Below are 20,166 nucleotides of genomic sequence, written 5' to 3' on the forward strand. Positions count from 1 at the left end.
GTGCCGGTCACAGGTCGTCCGGTACGCCGAGTCCGGTGAGGGCGCCCACCGGGTCGAGGTCGGGGGTGCCACGAGGCCACCAGTCGTCCTGGCCCGGCTCCGACTCGTAGGCGTACCACAGGCCGTCGCGGCCCAGGCGGAGCTGGACGTGGCCACGCGGATGGGTGAGGCGGTTGCGCCAGGGACGGAACGCCGGGAGATCGGCGGCGAGCAGCAGCGGACGGGCCCGGTCGAAGCGGCCGGCCGGCGGATCCCAGGGCTCCTCCAGGACGGCCAGCCCCTCCGCGCCGCCCTGCCGCCAGGCGGCGACGGCCCGCGCGAGGTCGGCCGGGGTGCGGCCCGCCGCGCCGGCCAGCGTGGCGTACAGCGTGCGGGTGCCGGCGGTCAGCCCTGAACCGGGGCGGGCCGCGGCGAGGCGCACCGCGTCCTGCCACAGGGTCAGCCCGCCGACCGGATCGCGCCCCGTACCGAGGAGCGCGTGGGCGCGGGCGGCGGCGTCGGTCGCCAACTGGTCCAGCGCGAAGGGGTCCGGGCCGCCGGGCGCCGACGGATACACCGGAGGCTGCGCGGGATGCGGCGGCACCGGCGACGGCGGGGGCAGCGGCGGCAGCCGGCGCGAGGTGAGGACGTCCGTGGCCCGGACACCGGGCAGGGACTGCGGCTGCTTGTCCTGGGCGGCGCGGGCCGCGCGGGCGGCGCTGCGCCGGGACAGCGCGTCGAGCAGCTCTTTCTCGCCCCGGCCGCGGAGCAGGAGCAGCACGAACGGGTCGGCGGCGAGGAGGCGGGCCGTCTGGTAGCACAGCGCCGCGGCGTGCTTGCAGGGGTGGCCGGAGTCGGGGCAACTGCACCGGGGGGCGAGGTCGCCGGGGCCGGGCAGCAGGCCGACGCCGCAGTCGGCGAGGGAGTGGGGCAGCTCCTTGTCGAGCAGCGCCGCGATGTGTCCCGGCCGGTCGGCCGCCGCGTCCAGGAAACGCTCCCAGTCCTCGTCCTCCAGCGTCCGTAGCCGCACCTGTACGCGGTAGGGACGGGGCCGGCTGCCGCGCACGTACGCCAGTACCAGCCCCGGGGTGACGGTGATCGCGTCCACGTGCCCCTGGTCCGCGTAACCCCGGCCACGCGCCAGCCGCTTGGGATCCAGCGCGCCCCGCTCCAGCGCCGCCACCCAGGCGTTGCCCCACCAGGTCCCCGCGAACGACTCCCCGTCCCCGCCGGCCGCCCGGGCCCCGAACGCCGCGAACGTACGCCGCAGTTCGGTGTCGCGGTGCGGGGTGGCCATGGTCGCGGGCACATGCGCAGCCACCGCCGCGGAGACCGAGGCAACGGGCGCGGACCGAGAGCCCCAGAGGGCGGGGGCCGGCGCCGGAGACGCGGGGGCGACGGCCGAGGACGCGGGGGCCGAGGGAGCGGCGGGTGGTGCCTCGGGCGGGGGCGACGTGGTCGAGGACGGGGACGCCGAAGACATGGCGGCGGGGGAGGCGGGCGTCGAAGGGGTGGGCGAGGACGCCGGCGCTGAAGTCGGCGGGGCGTGCGCGGTCATCTCTGAGGCGGAGGCGGGAGTAGATGCCGGGGTCGGTGCCGAGGGCACGGGTGGCGCAGGCGTGAGCGGGGACGCCGAAGCGGGCGGCTCGGTGGGTGTGGCCGTGGCACGGGTGGGCTCCCCGGGCGCCACCGCACCTTTGTCCTCCACCGACCCCTTGTCCTCCACCGGCCCCTCGGGCTCGGCCAACCCCTCCGGCTCCGCCCCCTCCTCCGGTGTTTCCGTCCACGCGGGCATCCGGAAAGCGTTCGCCAAGTAGTGCCGTATGTCCTGTACGGCCCTGGTCCTGGCGCCCCCGCTGCCCTCCGCCGGTGCGGACGGGGAACCCGGGCCCGAGGGACCGGAGCGCGGCGGGACGCGCCGCCCGCCCCGGCGCTCCCCCGTCTCCACGCGCAGCGCATCCCGACGGGCCGCGCGCAGCGCCTCGCGGGCGACGTCACCGGGACGCCTGCCCGCGGCACCGGCCGAACCCGGCTCCGGCGCCGCGGCAGCGGCGTCGGAGGCCCCCGGCTCAGCACCCCCCGGCAGCGCCGCCGCCCCTTCTCCCCCGTCGGCTCCAGGCACGCCGTCCTCCGGGGCCACCGCACGCGCCGCCCGGCCCGGGCCCGGTTCGACCGCGTCGGGGGTCGGGGGCCGGGTGTCGGCCTCGGAGCGGTTCCTGGCCGCCCGCAGGGCCCGGCGGGCGGCGTCGCCGGGGCGGTCGGCGGCCGTCATGGCGTCCTCCGCAGGGAGACGAGGTCGGACAGCTCGCGGTCGGTCAGTTCGGTGAGCGCGGCCTCGCCGGAGCCGAGGACGGCGTCCGCGAGCGCGCGCTTCGCGGCGAGCATCTCGGCGATGCGGTCCTCGACGGTGCCCTCGGTGATCAGGCGGTGGACCTGGACGGGCTGGGTCTGGCCGATGCGGTAGGCGCGGTCGGTGGCCTGTTCCTCGACCGCCGGGTTCCACCAGCGGTCGAAGTGGACGACATGGCCCGCGCGGGTGAGGTTCAGGCCGGTGCCGGCGGCCTTCAGGGAGAGGACGAGAACCGGGGTCTCGCCGCTCTGGAAGCGGTCGACCATGCGCTCGCGCTCCGGCACCGGGGTACCGCCGTGCAGGAGGTCCAGGGGGATCGCGCGCGCGGAGAGGTGGGCGGTGAGGAGGCGGGCCATGCCGACGTACTGGGTGAAGACGAGGGCGGAGCCATCCTCGGCGAGCAGGGTGTCCAGCAGCTCGTCCAGGAGGGCGAGTTTGCCCGAGCGGGCGGCCAGGCCGTCGGGGCGCGGCTGCTCCTTCAGGTACAGCGCCGGGTGGTCGCAGATCTGCTTGAGGGCACCGAGCAGCTTGAGGACCAGGCCCCGGCGGGCCATGCCCCCGGCGGTCTCGATGGCCAGCATCGACTCGCGCACCACCGCCTCGTACAGCGCGGCCTGTTCCCGGGTGAGGGGCACCGGATGGTCGGTCTCGGTCTTGGGCGGCAGCTCGGGGACGATGCCGGGGTCGGACTTCTTGCGGCGCAGCAGGAAGGGGCGGACCAGCCGGGAGAGGCGCTCGACGGCCTCGGTGTCCTCGCCGTTCTCCACCGCGCGGGCGTGCCGGGCGCGGAAGGACTTCAGGGGGCCGAGGAGGCCGGGGGTGGTCCAGTCGAGCAGGGCCCACAGTTCGGAGAGGTTGTTCTCGACCGGCGTGCCGGTGAGCGCCACGCGCGCGGGGGCGGGGATGGTGCGCAGCGCCTTCGCGGTGGCCGAGTAGGGGTTCTTCACGTGCTGGGCCTCGTCGGCGACGACCATGCCCCAGGGCTGTTCGGCGAGTCGCGCGGCGGTGGAGCGCATGGTGCCGTACGTGGTGAGGAGGAAGCCGCCGGTGAGGTCGTCCAGGGTGCGGTCGGGGCCGTGGAAGCGGCGGACGGGGACGCCGGGCGCGAACCGGGTGATCTCGCGCTGCCAGTTGCCGAGGAGGGAGGCCGGGCAGACGACGAGGGTCGGTTCGGTGCGGGCCCGTTTGAGGTGGAGGGCGATGAGGGTGACGGTCTTGCCGAGGCCCATGTCGTCGGCGAGGCAGCCGCCGAGGCCGAGGGAGGTCATGAGGTCGAGCCAGGCGAGGCCGCGCAGTTGGTAGTCACGGAGGGTGGCGTGCAGGCCGGGGGGCGGGTCGGCGGGGTGCAGGCCCGCGGTGAGGCGGTCGCGGAGGGCGGCGAGCGCTCCGGCGGGCACGGCCTCGACGGTCTCGCCGTCGACCTCGGCGGTGCCGGTGAGGGCGACGGACAGCGCGTCGACGGGGTCGAGCAGGCCCAGTTCGCGCTTGCGGGCCCTGCGGACGAGGGCGGGATCGACGAGCACCCAGCGGTCCCGGAGCCGGACGACGGGGCGGTGGGCCTCGGCGAGGGTGTCCATCTCGGCCTCGCTGAGCGGGTCGCCCCCGAGTGCTAGCTGCCAGCGGAACCGGAGCAGGTCCTCGCTCTCGAAGAAGCCGGTGCCGTCGGTCGCCGAACCGGGCGCCGGCCTGATCACCGCGGCGGCGGTCAGGTCGCGGGCGAGGTCGCGGGGCCAGTGGACGGCGACTCCGGCGGCGGCCAGCCGGCTCGCGGCGACGCCGAGCAGGTCGCCCAGCTCCTCCTCGGAGAGGGCGAGGACGTCGGGTGCGTCCTGTTGGGCGAGGCGGTCCAGGGGCGGCCACACGCGGGCGGCGCGCCGTACGGCCAGGGCCGCGTCGACGCGGGCGCGGGGGCCGAACGCCGTGTCGGCCTCCCCGGCCCACAGGGCCGCCGCGTCGGCCACCAGGGTGGGGTCGGCGAGGCTGTGGACCTGCACGATCGCGGCTCCCGCGGCGCGCGCGTCCTCGTGCGCGCCGGCGTCGAACACCTCGTACGCGGACAGGTCCAGGCGGAGTGAGATCCGGACGCCGGCGTCCATGCCGGCGGCGACCTCGGCGGCCCAGGCGTGGGCCCCGGGCAGGGCCTGCGGTTCGCGGGCGGCGAACGGGCGGCCGGCGGCGCAGGGGGCCGCGGGGGTGCGGGGCAGGGTGTCGGCGACCGCGTCCAGGAAGGCGCGGACCAGGGCCTCGGGCTCGGGCAGCCGGAGCGCGCCGGGGCCCGGGAGGGGCACGGCGTGGCCCTCGGGGGGCAGGGCGGCGGCGATCGCGCGCAGGTGGTCGATGTCGTCGGGTTCCAGCGGGCCGGCCCGCCAGGCGTCGTGTCCGCCGGGCGTCAGGCCGGGCAGCAGCCGGCCGCGGGCGACGAGCCGAAGGGCGTGCAGGGCGGCGGCGCCCCAGCAGGCGGTGGCCGGGTGGGCGGCCGGGTCGCGGCGGGCGCGGACCAGCAGCGGCAGGGCCTCGGCGAGCGACAGGGTCAGCGCGGGCACCTGCCGGCGGCGCACGCCGGCACCGTGGCGTCGTACGACCGTCAGCTCCTGGGCGTCGGTCCCGGCCGTCGGGGGCAGCGGGTCGCCGTCGGGGTCCCAGAAGGCGAGGCGGCCCTCGCGCGGCAGGGGCGCGGGGAGGTAGACGGACGCGAGGCGCACCGGGACCGGGTGCCCGGTGTCCGTCTCCGGGCCGCCGCCCGTGCGCTCGGCCACCGCCGCCGTGCTGTTCATACGTCCTGCCACCTCCCGTCCGCGTGCCGGATCACGATGTCTTCGACTCTACGGGCGGGGTCTGACAATCGGCTCCGGGGGGCGGGGCGGGTGGTCAGGGGACCGTGCGGGAGACGACGAACACCATCGGGTGTTCCGGGTCGGAGAGGTTGACGACCACGTCCTGGGTGGGCGCCGGGTTCTTCTGCGCGTGGGTCAGGCCCCGCCAGGGGCCGCGGCCGGTGAAGTTCCAGCCGCTGACCTTCTGGTCGCGTTCGCCGACGGCGATCTCGTTCTTCCGTAGCTGGTCCCGGCGCGCGCCCATGGCCTCCAGGAAGCTGTCCAGGCCGGCGGGGTTGGTGCGGAACTGCACGTAGAGGCGGCTGGTCTTCCAGTTGTTGGTCTCGTAGTAGGCGATGTCGTCGGCGGGGTGGGGGACGGTCACCTGGTAGAGGCGGCGCTGCACCTTGGACGGCCAGCCCGGGGTGAGGCCGGTCGCCGAGTACTTCTCCTCCTTGTCCTTGCCGCTGTTGCGGCTCTGGTCGGCGGAGATCACGAGGTAGCCGGCCGGTACGCCGATGAGCAGGACGATGATCAGCAGGGTGAGCGCCCGGCGTCTGGCCTTGTGGCGGGGGTCCTCGGCGGGCCGGCGGGGTTTGTCCGGCGGGGGGGCCTGGCGGGGCAGCGCCGCGGTCATGCCGTGTCCCGGTCGCGGCGGGACTGGGTGTAGCGCTCGTAGCGCTCGTAGCGTTCCACGCGGCGGCGTTTGGCGCGGCGGAACCGGCGGGCGACCAGCCGGGCCAGGTCGGCGGCGCCCACCATGCCGGCCTCGGGACCGAGCTGGGCGCGGGTGATGCGGGCCTCGGGCCGGTAGCCGCGGCCGGTGAGGTGGCGTTTGAAGGCCTCCCGGGCCGGGCCGATGAGCAGGTCGTCGGCGGCCGAGACACCGCCGCCGATCACGAAGCAGGAGGGGTCGAGGGCGGCGGCGAGGTTGGCGATGCCGACGCCGAGCCACTGCCCGATGTCCTGGAGCAGCTCCACGCACATCGCGTCGCCCTGGCGGGCCAGCTCGGTGATCATGGGGCCGGTGATGTCGCCGATGTTGCCGTTGACGTGCTCGATGATCCCGTAGGCGACCGGGGAGTCGGCGGCGGCCAGCTCCCTGGCCTCGCGGACGAGGGCGTTCCCGGAGCTGTACTGCTCCCAGCAGCCGCGGTTGCCGCACGGGCAGCGGTGTCCCTGGGGGACGACCTGCATGTGGCCGAACTCGCCGGCGACACCGAACTTGCCCCGCTTGACCTGGCCGTCCTCCAGGATGGCGCCGCCGATGCCGGTGCCGAGCGTGATCATGACGAGGTGGTCCTCGCCGCGGCCGGCGCCGAAGCGCCACTCCGCCCAGGCGGCGGTGTTGGCGTCGTTGTCGACGAGGACGGGTACGGAGAGCCGGCTGGCGAGGCGGTCGCGGAGGGGTTCGTTCCGCCAGGAGAGGTGGGGCGCGAACAGGACGCGGTTGCGGTCGGCGTCGACCCAGCCGGCGGCGCCGATGCCGACCGCGTGCACGTCGTGCCGGTCGGAGAGGTCCAGGACGAGTTCGGCGATGGTGTCCTCGACGACCTTGGGGCTCTTGGACTTGTCCGGGGTCTCCGTGCGGAGCTTCTCCAGGATGTTGCCGTCGGCGTCCACGACGCCCGCCATGACCTTGGTGCCGCCGATGTCGATGCCCACCGTCGGCACCCGGGGTGCGGTCAGATGGGACCGGCGTTCGCGGGTGCCGACCGTACGGAGCACGGGGGCCCGGCGGGAGCCGATGGGGGCGGTGAGGTCGCGGTAGGTGCTCATCGCTTGTCGATTCTGCCGCACGCTCACGCTGAGTGCTGCGCGGGGCGGGAGCGGGGGTGCCCGTCGGTGCCGGGCGCGGCCCCGTCCCGCCGGCCGCGCCCCGCGCCCGGCCCCGCGCCGGACCGAGCGCCGGACCGGTCGGGCGCCGCTCAGCCGCGTTGCAGTTCGTGGCGCAGGGCCTCCAGGTCGGACCCTCCCGCCATCTGGCGCGTCAGCTCGTCCAGGGTGATCTCGTCCCGTGTGTGGTTGCCCACCATGGTGCCGCGCCGGAGCAGGACGAACCTGTCCCCCACCAGATACGCGTGATGCGGGTTGTGGGTGATCAGCACGACGCCCAGGCCCTCGTCGCGTGCGGCAGCCACATATTTCAGCACCACACCGGACTGCTTCACGCCGAGGGCCGCCGTGGGCTCGTCCAGGACCAGGACCTTCGCGCCGAAGTGGACGGCGCGGGCGATCGCCACGCACTGGCGTTCGCCGCCGGAGAGGGTGCCGATGGGCTGGTCGACGTCCCGGAGGTCGATGCCCATGCGGAGCAGGGCATCGCGGGTGGTGCGGCGCATGAGGCCGGTGTCCAGGCGCTTGAAGGGGCCCGCGCCGGTGCGGGGCTCGGAGCCGAGGAAGAAGTTGCGCCAGACCGGCATGAGGGGGACGACGGCGAGGTCCTGGTAGACGGTGGCGATGCCCCGGTCCAGGGCGTCCCGGGGCGAGGAGAGGGTGGTCTCCTCGCCCTCGATGCGCAGGGTGCCGGAGTCGTGCCGGTGCAGGCCCGCGATCACCTTGATCAGCGTCGACTTGCCCGCGCCGTTGTCGCCGAGGACACAGGTGATCTCGCCGGCGCGGACTTCCAGGGAGACCCCTTCGAGGGCGCGGACGGTGCCGTAGCGCTTGCTGACGCCGGTCAGCTCGACGAGTGTCACTTGGAGGCCTCCGCGCGCTTGCGGACCCAGGCGTTGAGCAGGGTCGCGAGGAGCAGCATCGCTCCGAGGAAGAACTTGAACCAGTCGGGGTTCCACTCGGCGAAGACGATGCCCTTGCTGGTCATGCCGAACAGGAGCGCGCCCACGGCCGAGCCGACCGCGCTGCCGTAGCCGCCGGTGATCAGGCAGCCGCCGATGACGGCCGCGATGATGTAGATCAGCTCGTTGCCGACGCCCTCGCCGGACTGGACGGCGTCGAAGGAGAAGAGCAGGTGCTGGCCGGAGATCCAGGCGCCGAGGGCGACGCCCATGTAGAGGCCGATCTTGGTCCGGGCGACCGGGACACCGACCGCGCGGGCGGCGTCCTCGTTGCCGCCGACGGCGAAGATCCAGTTGCCGGTGCGGGTGCGCAGCAGGATCCAGGAGGCGACGGCGACCAGGCCGAGCCACCACAGGATGGTGACCTTGACGCCGACACCGCCGACGGTGAGCGTCGAGGCGAAGACGGCGTGGGCGCTCGGGAAGCCCTCCATGTCGCCGATGGTCTTGGTGGAGACGGTGCCGTCGATCAGCTTGGTGAAGCCGAGGTTCATGCCGGTCAGCATGAGGAACGTGCCCAGGGTGACGATGAAGCTGGGCAGCTTCGTGCGGGTGAGCATGAAGCCGTTGAAGGCGCCGATGGCCAGGGCGACCAGCAGGGACACGCCGACACCGACCCAGGCGTTCGCGGTCATCTGGTAGCTGAACATCGAGGAGACCAGCGCCGACGACGTCACCAGGACGCCCGCCGACAGGTCGAACTCGCCGCCGATCATCAGCAGGGCCACGGGTACGGCCATGATGCCGATGGTCGAGGAGGCGTAGAGGACCGTGCTGAGGCTGGAGGCGCGCAGGAAGCCGTCGGCGGCGCAGGCGAAGAAGACGAGGACGGCGAGGGCGCCGACGACGGAGCCCAGTTCCGGGCGGGAGAGCAGTCTCCGCAGCGACGAGGTCGGGAGCACCCTTTCGTCAGCCGCCGGTTCCGTGGCCGCGCTCATCGCGTGCCCCGCTCGGTGTAATCGGCCAGCGCGGACGCCTGGTCCTTGGTGATGATCTGCGGGCCGGTCAGCACCGGCTTGCCGCCGCCGAGGACGTCGCCGTTGTACTTGTACAGCCACAGCAGGTCGACGGCCTGGTAGCCCTGGAGGTACGGCTGCTGGTCCACGGCGAAGCCGAGGGTGCCGTTCTTCAGCGACGCCGCGACCGTGGCGTTGAGGTCGAAGGTGTCGACCTCGGCCTTGCTGCCCGCGTCCGACCGGGCCTTGACGGCGGTGTCGGCGTAGGGCGCGCCGAGGGTGACGACGGAGTCGACGGACTTGTCGGCCTGGAGCTTGGCCTCGATCGCGGACTGCACGTCGGGCATGTTGGTGCCGTTGACGTAGAGCTTCTGGAGCCTGCCGCGGAAGGTCTCGGCGACGCCGTCGCACCGCTGCTCGTGGCCGACGTTGCCCTGCTCGTGCAGCACGCACAGGGCCTTCTTCCTGCCGCGCCGGTTCAGTTCGTCGCCGACGGCCTCGCCGGCGATCGTCTCATCCTGGCCGATGTGGGTGAGGGCGCCGAAGGCCTTGGACTCCTCGGAGCCGGAGTTCACCGTGATCACCGGGATGCCGGCCTTCTCGGCGCGGGCCACGGCGGCCTTCATGGCGTCCGGCTTGGCGAGGGTGACGATGATGCCGTCGACCTTCTTGTCGACGGCCGCGTCCACCAGTTGTGCCTGCTGCTGGGCCTCGTCGTCGTGCGAGTACAGGAACTTGATGTTGTCCTTGACGGCGGCCTGTCTGGCGCCGCTCTGCACGATGTCCCAGAAGGTGTCGCCGTCTCCCGAGTGGGTGATCATCGCGAAGGTCCAGCGCGGGGTGTTCACCGCCGCCCTGCCCTGGGCGGCCGCGGCCTTGCGGGCGTCCTCCGCCCGCTTGCCTCCGGTGCTGCTGCACGCCGCGAGCGACACGGAGAGTGCCCCCGCCAGCGCTATGCCTACCCAGGTCCGAAACCGTGCCACGAGGCGGTGCCCTTCTTGCTGTGCTCTTGCTCTGCTCCGACGTGCGTGAGGGGCGGGCGACCTCTGCCGTCGGCGTGTCCCGGCGGTGACCTCACCTGCCCCAAACACTTCAGTATCGAACACGGGCAGCAGCCGTGACACGGCCGGGGAGCCTCTCCCGGCCGCCTTGTCCGGACATGGGCGCCGAGGGGCGTGCCGGACGGGGGCCGGTCAGGGCCGTACGAGCAACTGGAACTCGAAGGAGTAGCGCGTCGGGCGGTAGGTGTGGTCGCCGAACTCCACCGCGCGACCGGTGTCGTCGAAGGTGGTGCGCTGCATGGTGAGCAAGGGGGCGCCCTCGGCCTCGGTGAGCCGCTCCGCCTCGGCGGCCGTGGCACCGCGGGCGCCGATGGACTGGCGGGCGCTGTGCAGGGTGATCCCGGCGGACCGCATCAGCCGGTACAGCCCGGTGGCCTCCAGCCGGCCGGTGTCCAGGTCGAGCAGGCCGGGCGGCAGGTGGTTGATCAGGTACGCCATCGGTTCGCCGTGCGCGAGCCGGAGCCGCTCGACGCGGTGGACGTCACCGCCCTCGGCGACGCCGAGCGCGGCGGCGACGGTGGCGGAGGCCGGGACGACCGTGTTGACCAGCACCTTGGTCGCGGGCCGCTGGCCGGCCGCCGCCAGGTCGTCGTAGAGGCTGCTCAGCTCCAGCGGGCGCTTGACCTGGCTGTGCACGACCTGCGTGCCCACGCCCCGGCGCCGGACGAGGAGGCCCTTGTCGACGAGGGACTGGATGGCCTGGCGGACGGTGGGCCGGGACAGGCCGAGCCGCGCGGCCAGCTCGATCTCGTTGCCGAGCAGACTGCCCGGGGTGAGGCGGCCCTGCTCGATGGCGGCCTCCAACTGCTGGGCGAGCTGGAAGTACAGCGGCACCGGGGAGCTACGGTCCACGCGGAGGTCGAGCGGCACGGTCGGGTCCACATCTGGTTTCGGCACGGGCCCGAGCGTAGTCCGGTGCCTGGTTGACGGGAAGTCGTGTAGTCCGATTGTCAGGACATACACATTGACAGGGTGCGGGGTCGCCGTTCACTTTGTTTCCATGCGCATCGGGGTCATCGGTACGGGCCGCATCGGCACCCTTCACGCGAGGACGCTCAGCCGTCACCGCGAGGTCGGCTCGCTGATCCTGACGGACGCGGAGCCGGCGCGCGCGCAGGAGCTGGCCCTCCGGCTGGGCGAGACGGCGGCGCCCGGTGTGGACGAGATCTTCCGGTGGGGCGTGGACGCGGTGGTGATCACCACGGCGACGCCGGCCCACGCCGAACTGATCGGCCGGGCCGCCCGCTCCGGGCTGCCGGTCTTCTGCGAGAAGCCGATCGCCCTGGACCTGCCGGGCACGCTGGCCGCTCTCGCCGAGGTGGAGTCGGCCGGGACGGTGCTGCACATGGGCTTCCAGCGGCGCTTCGACGCGGGCTACGCCGGCGCCCGGGAGGCGGTGCGCGCGGGCCGGCTCGGCCGGCTGCACACCGTTCGGGCCATGACCTGCGACCAGTCCCCTCCCCCGCCCGACTGGCTGCCCCTGTCCGGCGGACTGTTCCGTGACACGCTGCTCCACGACTTCGACGTACTGCGCTGGGTCACGGGCCGCGAGGTGCTCGACGTCTACGCCACCGGCTCCGACGGCGGCCCCGGGATGTTCCGCGACGCGGGTGACGTCGACACCGGGGCGGCGCTGCTCACCCTGGACGACGGCACCCTGGCCACGGTCACGGCGACGCGGCTGAACGGCGCCGGGTACGACGTACGGATGGAGCTGGCCGGGGAGCGGGACACGGTGGTGGTGGGCCTGGACGACCGTACGCCCCTCGCGTCCACCGAGCCGACCGGCCCGCCGCCCGCCGACAAGCCGTGGTCGGGGTTCGTGGACCGGTTCGGGCCCGCGTACGAGGCCGAACTCGACGCCTTCGTGGAGGTCGTGCGGGGCGAGCGGCCCAACCCGTGCGACGGCCGGGAGGCGTTGCGGGCGCTGCGGATCGCGGAGGCCTGCGAGATCTCCCGCCGGGAGCGGCGGCCGGTGGCCCTGACGGAGGTTCAGGACCGGGCACCTCATCCGTACGGCTGACCGGCGTCGCCCGTGGTTCGATCCGGGTCTCGCCGCCGTCGACGTACAGGTTGGCTCCGAGGGCGAAGCTGCGCGCGACGCCCGGACGATCCAGTGAGCGCCGGGAGCACAGCCCGGTGGCGGTCGAGGCGGTCGACCCCGCGTTCGACTGCGTGGCGCTCGCGGTACGCCCGCGCGTCAGCCGGCACAGCCCGGTGACCTCCAGCCGGCGTTTCACGACAGGCCCTGGTGCTCCTCGTCGTCCTCCAGCCAGCCCGCGTCGTGGGCCAGCAGGGCGATCTGCACCCGGTTGCCGAGGCCGAGCCGCGCGAGGATGCGGGAGACGTGGGTCTTGACGGTGGCCACGCTCATGAACAGCTCGGTGGCGATCCGGGCGTTGGCGAAGCCACGGCCGACGGCGACGGCGACCTCGCGTTCGCGGTCGTTGAGGACGGCGAGCCGTTCCCGCGCGCGTGCGCGACGCACGTCGGCGGCGCCGCCGGCCCCGGCCGCGTGCCGCACAAGCTGCCGGGTGACGGCGGGCGACAGGACGGGGTCGCCCGCCGCGACCCGGCGTACGGCGTCGACGATCTCGGCGGGCGGGGTGTCCTTCAGTACGAACCCGGCGGCGCCCGCGCGCAGGGCGTGCAGCACCTGTTCGTCGGCGTGGAACGTGGTGAGCACCACGACCTGCGGCGCGCCGGGCCGCGCCCGCAGCCGCCGGGTGGCGGTGAGCCCGTCCACGGACGGCATACGGAGGTCCATGAGGACGACGTCCGGCGCGGTGCGGCGCACGAGTTCCTCGGCCTCCGCGCCGTCGGCGGCCTCCCCGACGATGTCGATGTCCTCGGCCCCGCCGATCATCAGGACCAGTCCGGCCCGTACGAGGGGGTCGTCGTCCACGAGGAGGAGTCTGATCGGGGTCGCAGTCATGGGGTCACGAAACCACGCCGGGGAGCGGGAGCGGAGGGGGCGGACCGGAACCCCGGGGCACGCGCGCGCGTGCGGCCCGCCCGCCCGCGGGGTCCGCCGCTCCGGGGCCGCCGCACACCCCCGTACGCCGCCCCGGGCACCGCCGCCCGCCGCGCCCGTCACGCCCGGGCCCACGGCAGCCACCCCCGCACCGCGAAACCGCCGTCGGGCCCCGGGCCGTGCTCCAGGTGTCCTCCCGCCAGCGTGGCGCGTTCCGTGAGGCCGATCAGGCCCTGGCCGGAGCCGGGGACGGGCGGGACCCGGGCTGGCGGGGCGGGATTGGTGACGGTGACGGTGAGGCCGTCGACGGGGGCACCGGTGAGGCGGACCGCGACCTCGGTGCCGGGGGCGTGTTTGCGGGCGTTGGTGAGGGCCTCCTGGACGATGCGGTAGGCGGTGCGGCCGACGGAGGCGGGGACGGCGGCCGGGTCGGTGACGCGGTGGTCCAGGGTGATCCTCATGCCGGCCTCGCGGCACTCGGCGACGAGGGCGTCCAGCGCGGCCAGCGTCGGCTGGGGCCGCCCGCCGGACGGCTCCTCCGCGTCGCCGGTCCGCAGCACGCCGATGATCTCCCGCAGGTCCTGGAGGGCCTCGTGGGCGCTCTCCCGGATCACGCCGGCGGCGCGCGCGATCTCCTCGCGGGACGCGTCCGGCCGGAACTCCAGCGCGCCCGCGTGAACACTGAGCAGGGTGAGCCGGTGGGCCAGGACGTCGTGCATCTCGCGGGCGATGGCCTCCCGGGCCAGCCGCTGGGCCTGCTCGGCGCGCAGCCGTGCCTCGGTCTCCGCCCGCCGGGCCCGGTCCCTGAGGCTCAGCATCAGCATCCGCTTGGACCGGACGAACATGCCCCAGCCCGTGACGGACACGGTGAGCAGGGAGGTGAACGCGATGATGCCGGCGTACGGCAGGTCGGGGTCGGGCCGCAGCCAGAAGAAGAGCGGGATCAGCGCGAGGCCGGCACCGCCGATCCAGGCGACGTACCGGAAGGGCCGGTGCACGGCGAGGGTGAACAGCGCGACCATCGCCGCGCCGCCCGAGGTGTTGGACAGCAGGCCGATCGGGATCATCGCGACGGCGAGCCCGACCGGGCGGCGGCGGCGCAGCCAGAGGGCGGCGCAGGCGAGGGCGCCCAGGATCTGGTCGAGGACGGCGAGGGAGTGCGGCAGGCCCGGTTCGTCGGCCAGGGACCGGGCGGCTGCCAGCCCGATGACGACGGCCAGCAGGAAGCAGGAGAAGTCGACGGCCCAGTCGCGCGCCGTACGCCGCGGCCGCCGGCCGGACTCCGCGCCCTCCGGGTCCAGTTCGTGGATCAGGGCGGAGGGGAACAGCCACCGGCGGCCGGCGAACTCCCGCGGCGCCCCCGCCGCCTCGTCAGTGCTCACGGTCGGCCAATCTACGCACGGGAGCGCGCACCGCCGCCCTTCCGTGCCCGGATCATCGACCGAAGTCGCGGAGCCGTGGACTTTCGATGGCGGGCGCCGGCCGGCGAACAGCCTTGTGGCGGTACGGAATCCGCCCCGCGGCCGATGTGCGTGGGAAGCCGCGGGGCGAGACTCGTGCCGTGAAGGACTTGCTGGAATTTCTCGGATTCGTCGCCCTGGTGCAGGGGGCGCTGGGCCTGGTGCACGAGTTCACCGACTGGCACGTCGGTCTCGTGCAACGGGTCGGCTTCCTCGACGGCTACGGGGTCTACGCGAGCGCCGCGCTCCTGGTGCTGGCGTTCGCGCTGTTCGCCGTCGCGGAGAGCCGGGGGTCCGGCTGAGCTGTGCCGGCGGGACGGTCTCAGCAGCCGTAGTCGATCAGGTCGAACGTGGCGTAGTGGTCGGCGGTGTAGTAGTCCTCGTCGTAGGCCTTGCCCGTGATGACGCGCCGCGCGCCGCGGGTGGAGGAGCCGGGGGTCTTCACCGTGTACTCGTGGTAGTAGCCGCTCGTCTGCCGGGGCAGGACGCCCTCCCGGTTCTGGAAGACGGTCCCGTCCTGCGAGTACGGGAAGGGGCCGCCCTGGTCGATCAGGCGCAGGGTGGTGTAGGCCTGCGACGGCAGGTCGCCGTAGCAGACGCTGCCGACGGACGCCGCCGCGGCGTCCGCCGTGCCGGCGGTGACGGTGCCGCCCACGAGGAGGGCGGACAGGAGTGCGGCTGCGGCGCCGATGCGGGTCGCGCGTGGGGGGAAAGTCATGGCTTCATGATGACGCGCGTAGAGATTGACATGTCAACGTCAAGGTTGAAGATTTTCCCATCACGTCACGCGCGTTCTCGCGGAGTTAACCCGGCCGGGCCCGCCGGGCTGACTCCCTACGACCGCGCCGCGGGTGCGGGGCCCGCCGTCCTCCGTCGGACCCCGCACCCGCCCGCGGCTCATCGGTGCCCGCGCCCTGGGCCGCACCGGCTCACCCCGCGTGCGTCGAGAACATGCCGCCGGTCGGGCCCTGTTTGTCGCCGCCCTGGGCCTTCTTCAGGGCGTTGGCGAGGCTCTCGATGGTGAGCGACTGGAGGATCACCCGGCCGTTTCCCTCCAGGGTGGCCAGGGACAGGCCCTCGCCGCCGAACACGGCGTTCATGATGCCCTGCCGGTTGAGGCCGCCGACGCGCTGGACGCCGTACTCGATGCCCTCCTCGAAGGCCACCACGCAGCCGGTGTCGACCTCGATACGGCCGCCGAAGTCGGCCGGGTTGAGGTCGATGAAGTTGCCCGCGCCGGCGATGATCACCGTGCCGTGCCCGGTGAACTTCTCCAGGACGAAGCCCTCGCCACCGCTCCTGCCGGTCCGCCCGCCGGCGAAGGCGATGCCGAACTCGACGGTGGACTCGGCGGCCACGAAGGCGTCCTTCTCGGCGAACCACGCGCGCGTGCCGTTCAGCTCCAGGGCGCGCATCTCGCCCGGGAGCACGCCCGCGAAGCCGACCGTGCCCTCGCCGCCCTGGGAGGTGAAGTACTGGAACGCGAGCGACTCGCCCGCCATCATGCGCTGGCCCACCTGCATGGCGGTGCCCATGGCCTGGCGCAGCATGCCGCCCATGCCCGCGCCCGAGCCGTTCTGTTGCTGTCCGCCGCCGCCGGAAGGTCCGGACAGCCGCGTCTCCATGGTCACGTTCGTCGTCTTGAACAGGAACTTCCCGGCTTCGCAGTACACGGTCTGGCCGGGGTGCAGGTTGACGACCGCCATCTGCATGGCGTTGCCGACGATCTCTTGCTGAAGGGTCACACGGACAGAACGCGGGAGGGGGACGGAAGAGTTCCGGCGGGCGGGGACGGGGTTCACGGGGGTGACGCGGGGTTCACGGGGGTGACGCGCGGGGCGCCCCGGTGCTGTCCGGCCGGGGCGCCCCGCCCGCGCGTGCGGGCAGGGTGCTGACGTGGTCGCTCCCCGCGCGTGGGGAGCGGATCAGCCGCCCAGCTCCTGGTGGCGGGCGGCGAGGCCGCTCGCGCCCTGCTCGGTGAGGGAGCCGAACAGGCGCAGCCGGGAGATGCCGCCGTCGGGGAAGATGTCGATCCGCGCGTGCGTGCCGGTCACCGGCGCTGGCAGGACGAAGCGGTGGTCGGTGTCGGGCTGGAGGCGGGTGCGCGGCAGGATCTCCGTCCAGTCGCCGCCCTCGCCGTCCCGCACGGACACCGACGCCCAGCCGGCGCTGTTGCCCTTCAGGCAGGCGGTGTCGACCTCGACCGCCCGGATCAGGGACTGGGCGGCGAGCCGGTAGCGGATCCAGTCGTTGCCCCGGTCGCGGCGGCGGCGGGTCTCCCAGCCGTCGTCCATCTTGCGGGAGCGGCCCGGCTGGATGGTGTTGGTGGCCGGGGAGTAGAAGCGGTCGGAGGCGTCCTCGACCCGGCCGCCGTTCTCCAGGGCGACCACGTCGAAGGTGGCGAGGGCCGCCAGCCACTCCGGGTCCGGGACGACCTCGCCGTACACGCGCAGGCGGGCGATGCCACCGTCGGGGTGCTGGTTGATCCGCAGGTGCGTGAAGCGCTGCTCGGCGGTGACCTCGAAGCCGTTCGCGGCGTGGCCGCCGACCGGGGTGCGCGGGACGAGGGTCGTCCACTTCACCTCGTCGCCCAGCAGTTCCTCCGGCGACGGCGCGCCCGGTACGGAGGCGCCCTCGACGGAGACGGCCTGCGGGTAGTTGCCGCGGAAGTGGGCGGTGTCGACGACGATCCCGCGGATCACCCCGGGCGCGCCGAGGCGGACCAGCGCCCAGTCGTGGTCCTCGGCGGTCGGCCAGGGGTGCGCGGTGGAGGCACCGCGCCGGCGGCGGGTCTCCCAGCCGTCCATGATCTTGCCCTTGTGGCCGAAGTGCTCGGGGTCGAACTCGGCGCGCTCGGGCACCAGCAGGTTCTCCCGCTCGGCGAAGAACTCGTCGTTGGCGGCGATGACACCGGCGCCGAGCCGGCGGTCGGCGAGGTCGGCGTGGTGGGTGAAGGGGAAGTCGGCGGTGCGGTAGTCCGCGTACGGGTCGCCGCCTCCATAGGGGTTCGCGTCGCCGGTGAAGCGGGCCGGGGAAGAGTGGTGCAGCGCCGTCACGGTGATCAGGGGTTCCTTTCGGGGGTCGGCGAGGTGCGGGAGCGGGGGTGGCTCGCGGCCGGCTCACCGGGGGCGGCCGAGCAGCGTGCCCTTCGGCTCGGTGAACGCGCCGTCGGCGACGATGCGCTCGCCGCGCAGCCAGGTGGACTTGACGACGCCGTACAGGGTCCTGCCGGCGTAGGCGGTGACCCGGTTGCGGTGCTGGAGGCCGGCCGGGTCGACGGTGAAGGTCTCGTCGGGGGCGAGGACGGCGAAGTCGGCGTCGCGGCCGGGCGCGATGGCGCCCTTGCGCGCGTCCAGGCCGGCCAGGGCGGCGGTCCGCGTGGACATCCAGCGGACGACGTCCTCCAGGGTGTGGCCGCGCCTGCGGGCCTCCGTCCACACGGCGGAGAGGCTGAGCTGGAGGCCGGATATGCCGCCCCAGGCGGTGGCGAAGTCGGCGGTCTTCAGGTCGGCGGTGGACGGCGAGTGGTCGGTGACCACACAGTCGATGGTGCCGTCGGCGAGCGCCGCCCAGAGCAGGTCCTGGTTGGCGGCCTCACGGATGGGCGGGCAGCACTTGAACTCGCTGGCGCCGTCGGGGACTTCCTCGGCGGTGAGGGTGAGGTAGTGCGGGCAGGTCTCCACGGTGACGCGGACGCCGTCGGCGCGGGCGGCGCGGATCAGCGGCAGCGCGTCGCTGGAGGACAGGTGCAGGATGTGCACGCGCGCGTCGAGCCGCCGGGCCTGGCCGATGAGGGCGGCGACGGCCGTGTCCTCGGCGTCGCGCGGGCGGGAGGCGAGGAAGTCGGCGTAGCGGGGGCCGCCGTGCTGGGGGGCGGCGGCCAGGTGGTGCGGGTCCTCGGCGTGCACGATCAGCAGCCCGTCGAAGCCGGCGATCTCCGCGAGGGACCGGGCGAGCTGGTCCTGGTCGAGATGCGGGAACTCGTCCACGCCGGACGGCGACAGAAACGCCTTGAAGCCGAAGACGCCGGCGTCGTGCAGCGGGCGCAGGTCCTTGACGTTGTCGGGCAGGGCGCCGCCCCAGAAGCCGACGTCGATGTGGGCCTTGTCCCAAGCCACGGCCTGCTTGATGCGCAGGTGGTCGACGGTGGTGGTCGGGGGCAGCGAGTTGAGCGGCATGTCGATCAGGGTGGTGATGCCGCCGGCCGCCGCCGCGCGGGTGGCCGTCCAGAAGCCCTCCCACTCGGTGCGGCCCGGGTCGTTGACGTGCACGTGGGTGTCGACCAGTCCGGGCAGCAGGACGTGGTCGCCCAGGTCCGCCAGCCGGGCCGTGGCCGGGATCGCGGCGCCGTACGGCAGGACGGCCGTGATCGTGCCGGCGGACACGGTGACCGTGGCGGCCCGCGTCCCCTCCGGGGTGATGACGCGCGTCGAGCGCAGCACCAGTTCAGCGTCGGACACCCGAACCCCTCTCTGTACCGCCGTTTTACATCCGGGAAACAGGATGTACACCTACACAACGGACTTCAACGTTCTGTTGAAGGAGTCTTCACTCCCACTTCTCCGCAGTCAAGGGGCACACTTCTGGACAGACGGGCCGTCGCCACCCGCTCTGGACGTTTCCACAAAGCGGAATTAGAATTCCAGCAAGCAGAACGTAGCTACGTACAAGCGGGCAGTCAACCGGCCGCCGGGTAGGCTTCTGCCCTCCCGCCAGTCCCGAAAGGAACGCGCCGTGCCGACGTCCAGCGCCAGCACCACCGACTCCGCCAAGCCCTCCGCCGCCGGCGGGGTGCAGTCCCTGGAGCGTGCCTTCGACCTGCTCGAGCGGATGGCGGACGCGGGCGGCGAGGTCGGCCTGAGCGAGCTGTCCGCGGCCAGCGGACTGCCGCTGCCGACCATCCACCGCCTGATGCGCACACTGGTCGCGTGCGGCTACGTACGGCAGCAGGCCAACCGGCGTTACGCACTGGGCCCCCGGCTGATCCGGCTCGGCGAGTCCGCGTCCCGCCTGCTGGGCACCTGGGCCCGGCCGTACCTGGCCCGGCTGGTCGAGGAGACCGGCGAGACCGCGAACATGGCGCTGCTCGACGGCGACGAGATCGTGTACGTCGCACAGGTGCCGTCCAAGCACTCGATGCGGATGTTCACGGAGGTGGGCCGGCGGGTGCTCCCCCACTCGACCGGGGTGGGCAAGGCCCTGCTGGCCGGGGTGCCGGACGACGAGGTGCGGGCACTGCTGGCCCGTACCGGCATGCCCGCGGCCACCGACAAGACCATCACCACGCCGGAGGGCTTCCTCGCGGCGCTGGAGGACGTACGGCGGGCGGGTTACGCCGTCGACGACAGCGAGCAGGAGATCGGGGTGCGGTGCCTGGCGGTGTCCGTGCCGGAGTCCCCGACGGCCGCGGCGATCTCGATCTCCGGGCCGGCGGGACGGGTCACCGAGGCGGCGACGGACAAGATCGTGCCGGTGCTCCAGCAGGTCGCCGTCGAACTGTCCCAGGCGTTGGCGAGTTCGGGCGCCTGAGGGAAGGGCCGGCCGACGGGGGCGGGGCCGGGGCGGCGGCCCCGGGCGCCCGTCGCGTCACCGGCCGCCCGCGCCCACCGGCCGGTCCGGAATCCCGCGTTCCCACGTCCTCGACGCGGTCTCACGGCACGGCCCACGCCCTCACTCCCGGAGTGCGGCCCCACGCCTCGGCTCGCCCTCACCCTCAGAGTGCAGCCCCACGCCTCGGCTCGCTCCCACCCTCAGGGTGCTGCCCCACGTCCTCGG

General features: G+C 74.0%; 17 protein-coding genes. 3 read left to right on the top strand and 14 right to left on the bottom strand.

The features are described from left to right. Positions 1-7: 7 nt before the first annotated feature. From D9753_RS37710 to D9753_RS06715, 8 genes are all read right to left on the bottom strand, one after another. Entirely contained in the window at positions 8-2,251 is a 2,244-nt protein-coding gene (locus D9753_RS37710; protein ID WP_240468062.1) for an SWIM zinc finger family protein, read from the bottom strand. Continuing rightward, the gene (locus tag D9753_RS06685; protein WP_121786159.1) at positions 2,248-5,103 is read right to left on the bottom strand and encodes a DEAD/DEAH box helicase; all 2,856 of its coding nucleotides are present in this window, start codon (positions 5,101-5,103) and stop codon (positions 2,248-2,250) included. Before D9753_RS06685 ends, D9753_RS37710 begins: the two co-directional genes overlap by 4 nt. Positions 5,104-5,197: 94 nt before the next feature. Beyond that, complete coding sequence (locus tag D9753_RS06690; protein WP_121786160.1) at positions 5,198-5,779, bottom strand: sugar kinase; 582 nt, start codon at positions 5,777-5,779, stop codon at positions 5,198-5,200. Further along, positions 5,776-6,921, bottom strand: a complete 1,146-nt coding sequence (locus tag D9753_RS06695) for an ROK family glucokinase (protein WP_121786161.1) — start codon at positions 6,919-6,921, stop codon at positions 5,776-5,778. Before D9753_RS06695 ends, D9753_RS06690 begins: the two co-directional genes overlap by 4 nt. Positions 6,922-7,070: 149 nt before the next feature. Beyond that, on the bottom strand, positions 7,071-7,841 hold the full coding sequence (locus tag D9753_RS06700) for an ATP-binding cassette domain-containing protein (RefSeq protein WP_121786162.1): 771 nt from the start codon (positions 7,839-7,841) through the stop codon (positions 7,071-7,073). Next, positions 7,838-8,878, bottom strand: coding sequence for an ABC transporter permease (locus D9753_RS06705; protein WP_121786163.1), 1,041 nt, complete (start codon positions 8,876-8,878; stop codon positions 7,838-7,840). The genes D9753_RS06700 and D9753_RS06705 overlap by 4 nt, the downstream gene beginning before the upstream one ends. Next, a complete protein-coding gene (locus D9753_RS06710) occupies positions 8,875-9,879 on the bottom strand; it encodes a sugar ABC transporter substrate-binding protein (RefSeq protein ID WP_121786164.1) in 1,005 nt (334 codons plus the stop codon). The genes D9753_RS06705 and D9753_RS06710 overlap by 4 nt, the downstream gene beginning before the upstream one ends. Before the next feature lie 210 nt (positions 9,880-10,089). Continuing rightward, positions 10,090-10,827: a GntR family transcriptional regulator gene (locus D9753_RS06715; RefSeq protein ID WP_121786165.1), complete on the bottom strand. Its 738-nt coding sequence runs from the start codon at positions 10,825-10,827 to the stop codon at positions 10,090-10,092. A gap of 130 nt (positions 10,828-10,957) precedes the next feature. Between D9753_RS06715 and D9753_RS06720 the strand changes: the two genes are divergently transcribed. Further along, on the top strand, positions 10,958-11,980 hold the full coding sequence (locus D9753_RS06720; RefSeq protein ID WP_121786166.1) for a Gfo/Idh/MocA family protein: 1,023 nt from the start codon (positions 10,958-10,960) through the stop codon (positions 11,978-11,980). 213 nt (positions 11,981-12,193) lie between these two features. Here D9753_RS06720 and D9753_RS06725 read toward each other — a convergent pair whose 3' ends face one another. Together D9753_RS06725 and D9753_RS06730 are read right to left on the bottom strand one after the other, a co-directional pair. After that, positions 12,194-12,892 (bottom strand): response regulator, encoded by a 699-nt coding sequence (locus tag D9753_RS06725; protein WP_121786167.1) that lies wholly within the window; start codon positions 12,890-12,892, stop codon positions 12,194-12,196. 158 nt (positions 12,893-13,050) lie between these two features. Then, positions 13,051-14,313: a sensor histidine kinase gene (locus D9753_RS06730; protein ID WP_121786168.1), complete on the bottom strand. Its 1,263-nt coding sequence runs from the start codon at positions 14,311-14,313 to the stop codon at positions 13,051-13,053. A 179-nt stretch (positions 14,314-14,492) separates the two neighbouring features. Between D9753_RS06730 and D9753_RS06735 the strand changes: the two genes are divergently transcribed. Then, positions 14,493-14,693 carry a hypothetical protein gene (locus tag D9753_RS06735; RefSeq protein ID WP_121786169.1) on the top strand — a complete coding sequence of 67 codons (201 nt, stop codon included), beginning with the start codon at positions 14,493-14,495 and terminating at the stop codon, positions 14,691-14,693. Between the two features lie 20 nt (positions 14,694-14,713). Here the strand turns inward: D9753_RS06735 and D9753_RS06740 are convergent, their stop codons facing one another. The 4 genes from D9753_RS06740 to allB form a co-directional block, all read right to left on the bottom strand. Next, positions 14,714-15,109: a ribonuclease domain-containing protein gene (locus D9753_RS06740; protein WP_121786170.1), complete on the bottom strand. Its 396-nt coding sequence runs from the start codon at positions 15,107-15,109 to the stop codon at positions 14,714-14,716. Positions 15,110-15,320: 211 nt separating this feature from the next. Next, positions 15,321-16,136, bottom strand: a complete 816-nt coding sequence (locus tag D9753_RS06745) for an AIM24 family protein (protein WP_121786171.1) — start codon at positions 16,134-16,136, stop codon at positions 15,321-15,323. A 180-nt stretch (positions 16,137-16,316) separates the two neighbouring features. After that, on the bottom strand, positions 16,317-17,447 hold the full coding sequence (gene alc / locus D9753_RS06750; protein ID WP_121786172.1) for an allantoicase: 1,131 nt from the start codon (positions 17,445-17,447) through the stop codon (positions 16,317-16,319). Between the two features lie 63 nt (positions 17,448-17,510). Further along, entirely contained in the window at positions 17,511-18,851 is a 1,341-nt protein-coding gene (gene allB, locus D9753_RS06755; protein ID WP_121786173.1) for an allantoinase AllB, read from the bottom strand. A 274-nt stretch (positions 18,852-19,125) separates the two neighbouring features. On the opposite strand from allB, the gene D9753_RS06760 reads away from it, so the two are divergent. Next, on the top strand, positions 19,126-19,920 hold the full coding sequence (locus D9753_RS06760; protein ID WP_121786174.1) for an IclR family transcriptional regulator: 795 nt from the start codon (positions 19,126-19,128) through the stop codon (positions 19,918-19,920). Positions 19,921-20,166 lie beyond the last annotated feature (246 nt).

It is taken from the genome of Streptomyces dangxiongensis (genome assembly GCF_003675325.1).
GTDB classification, from domain to species: Bacteria; Actinomycetota; Actinomycetes; order Streptomycetales; family Streptomycetaceae; genus Streptomyces; species Streptomyces dangxiongensis.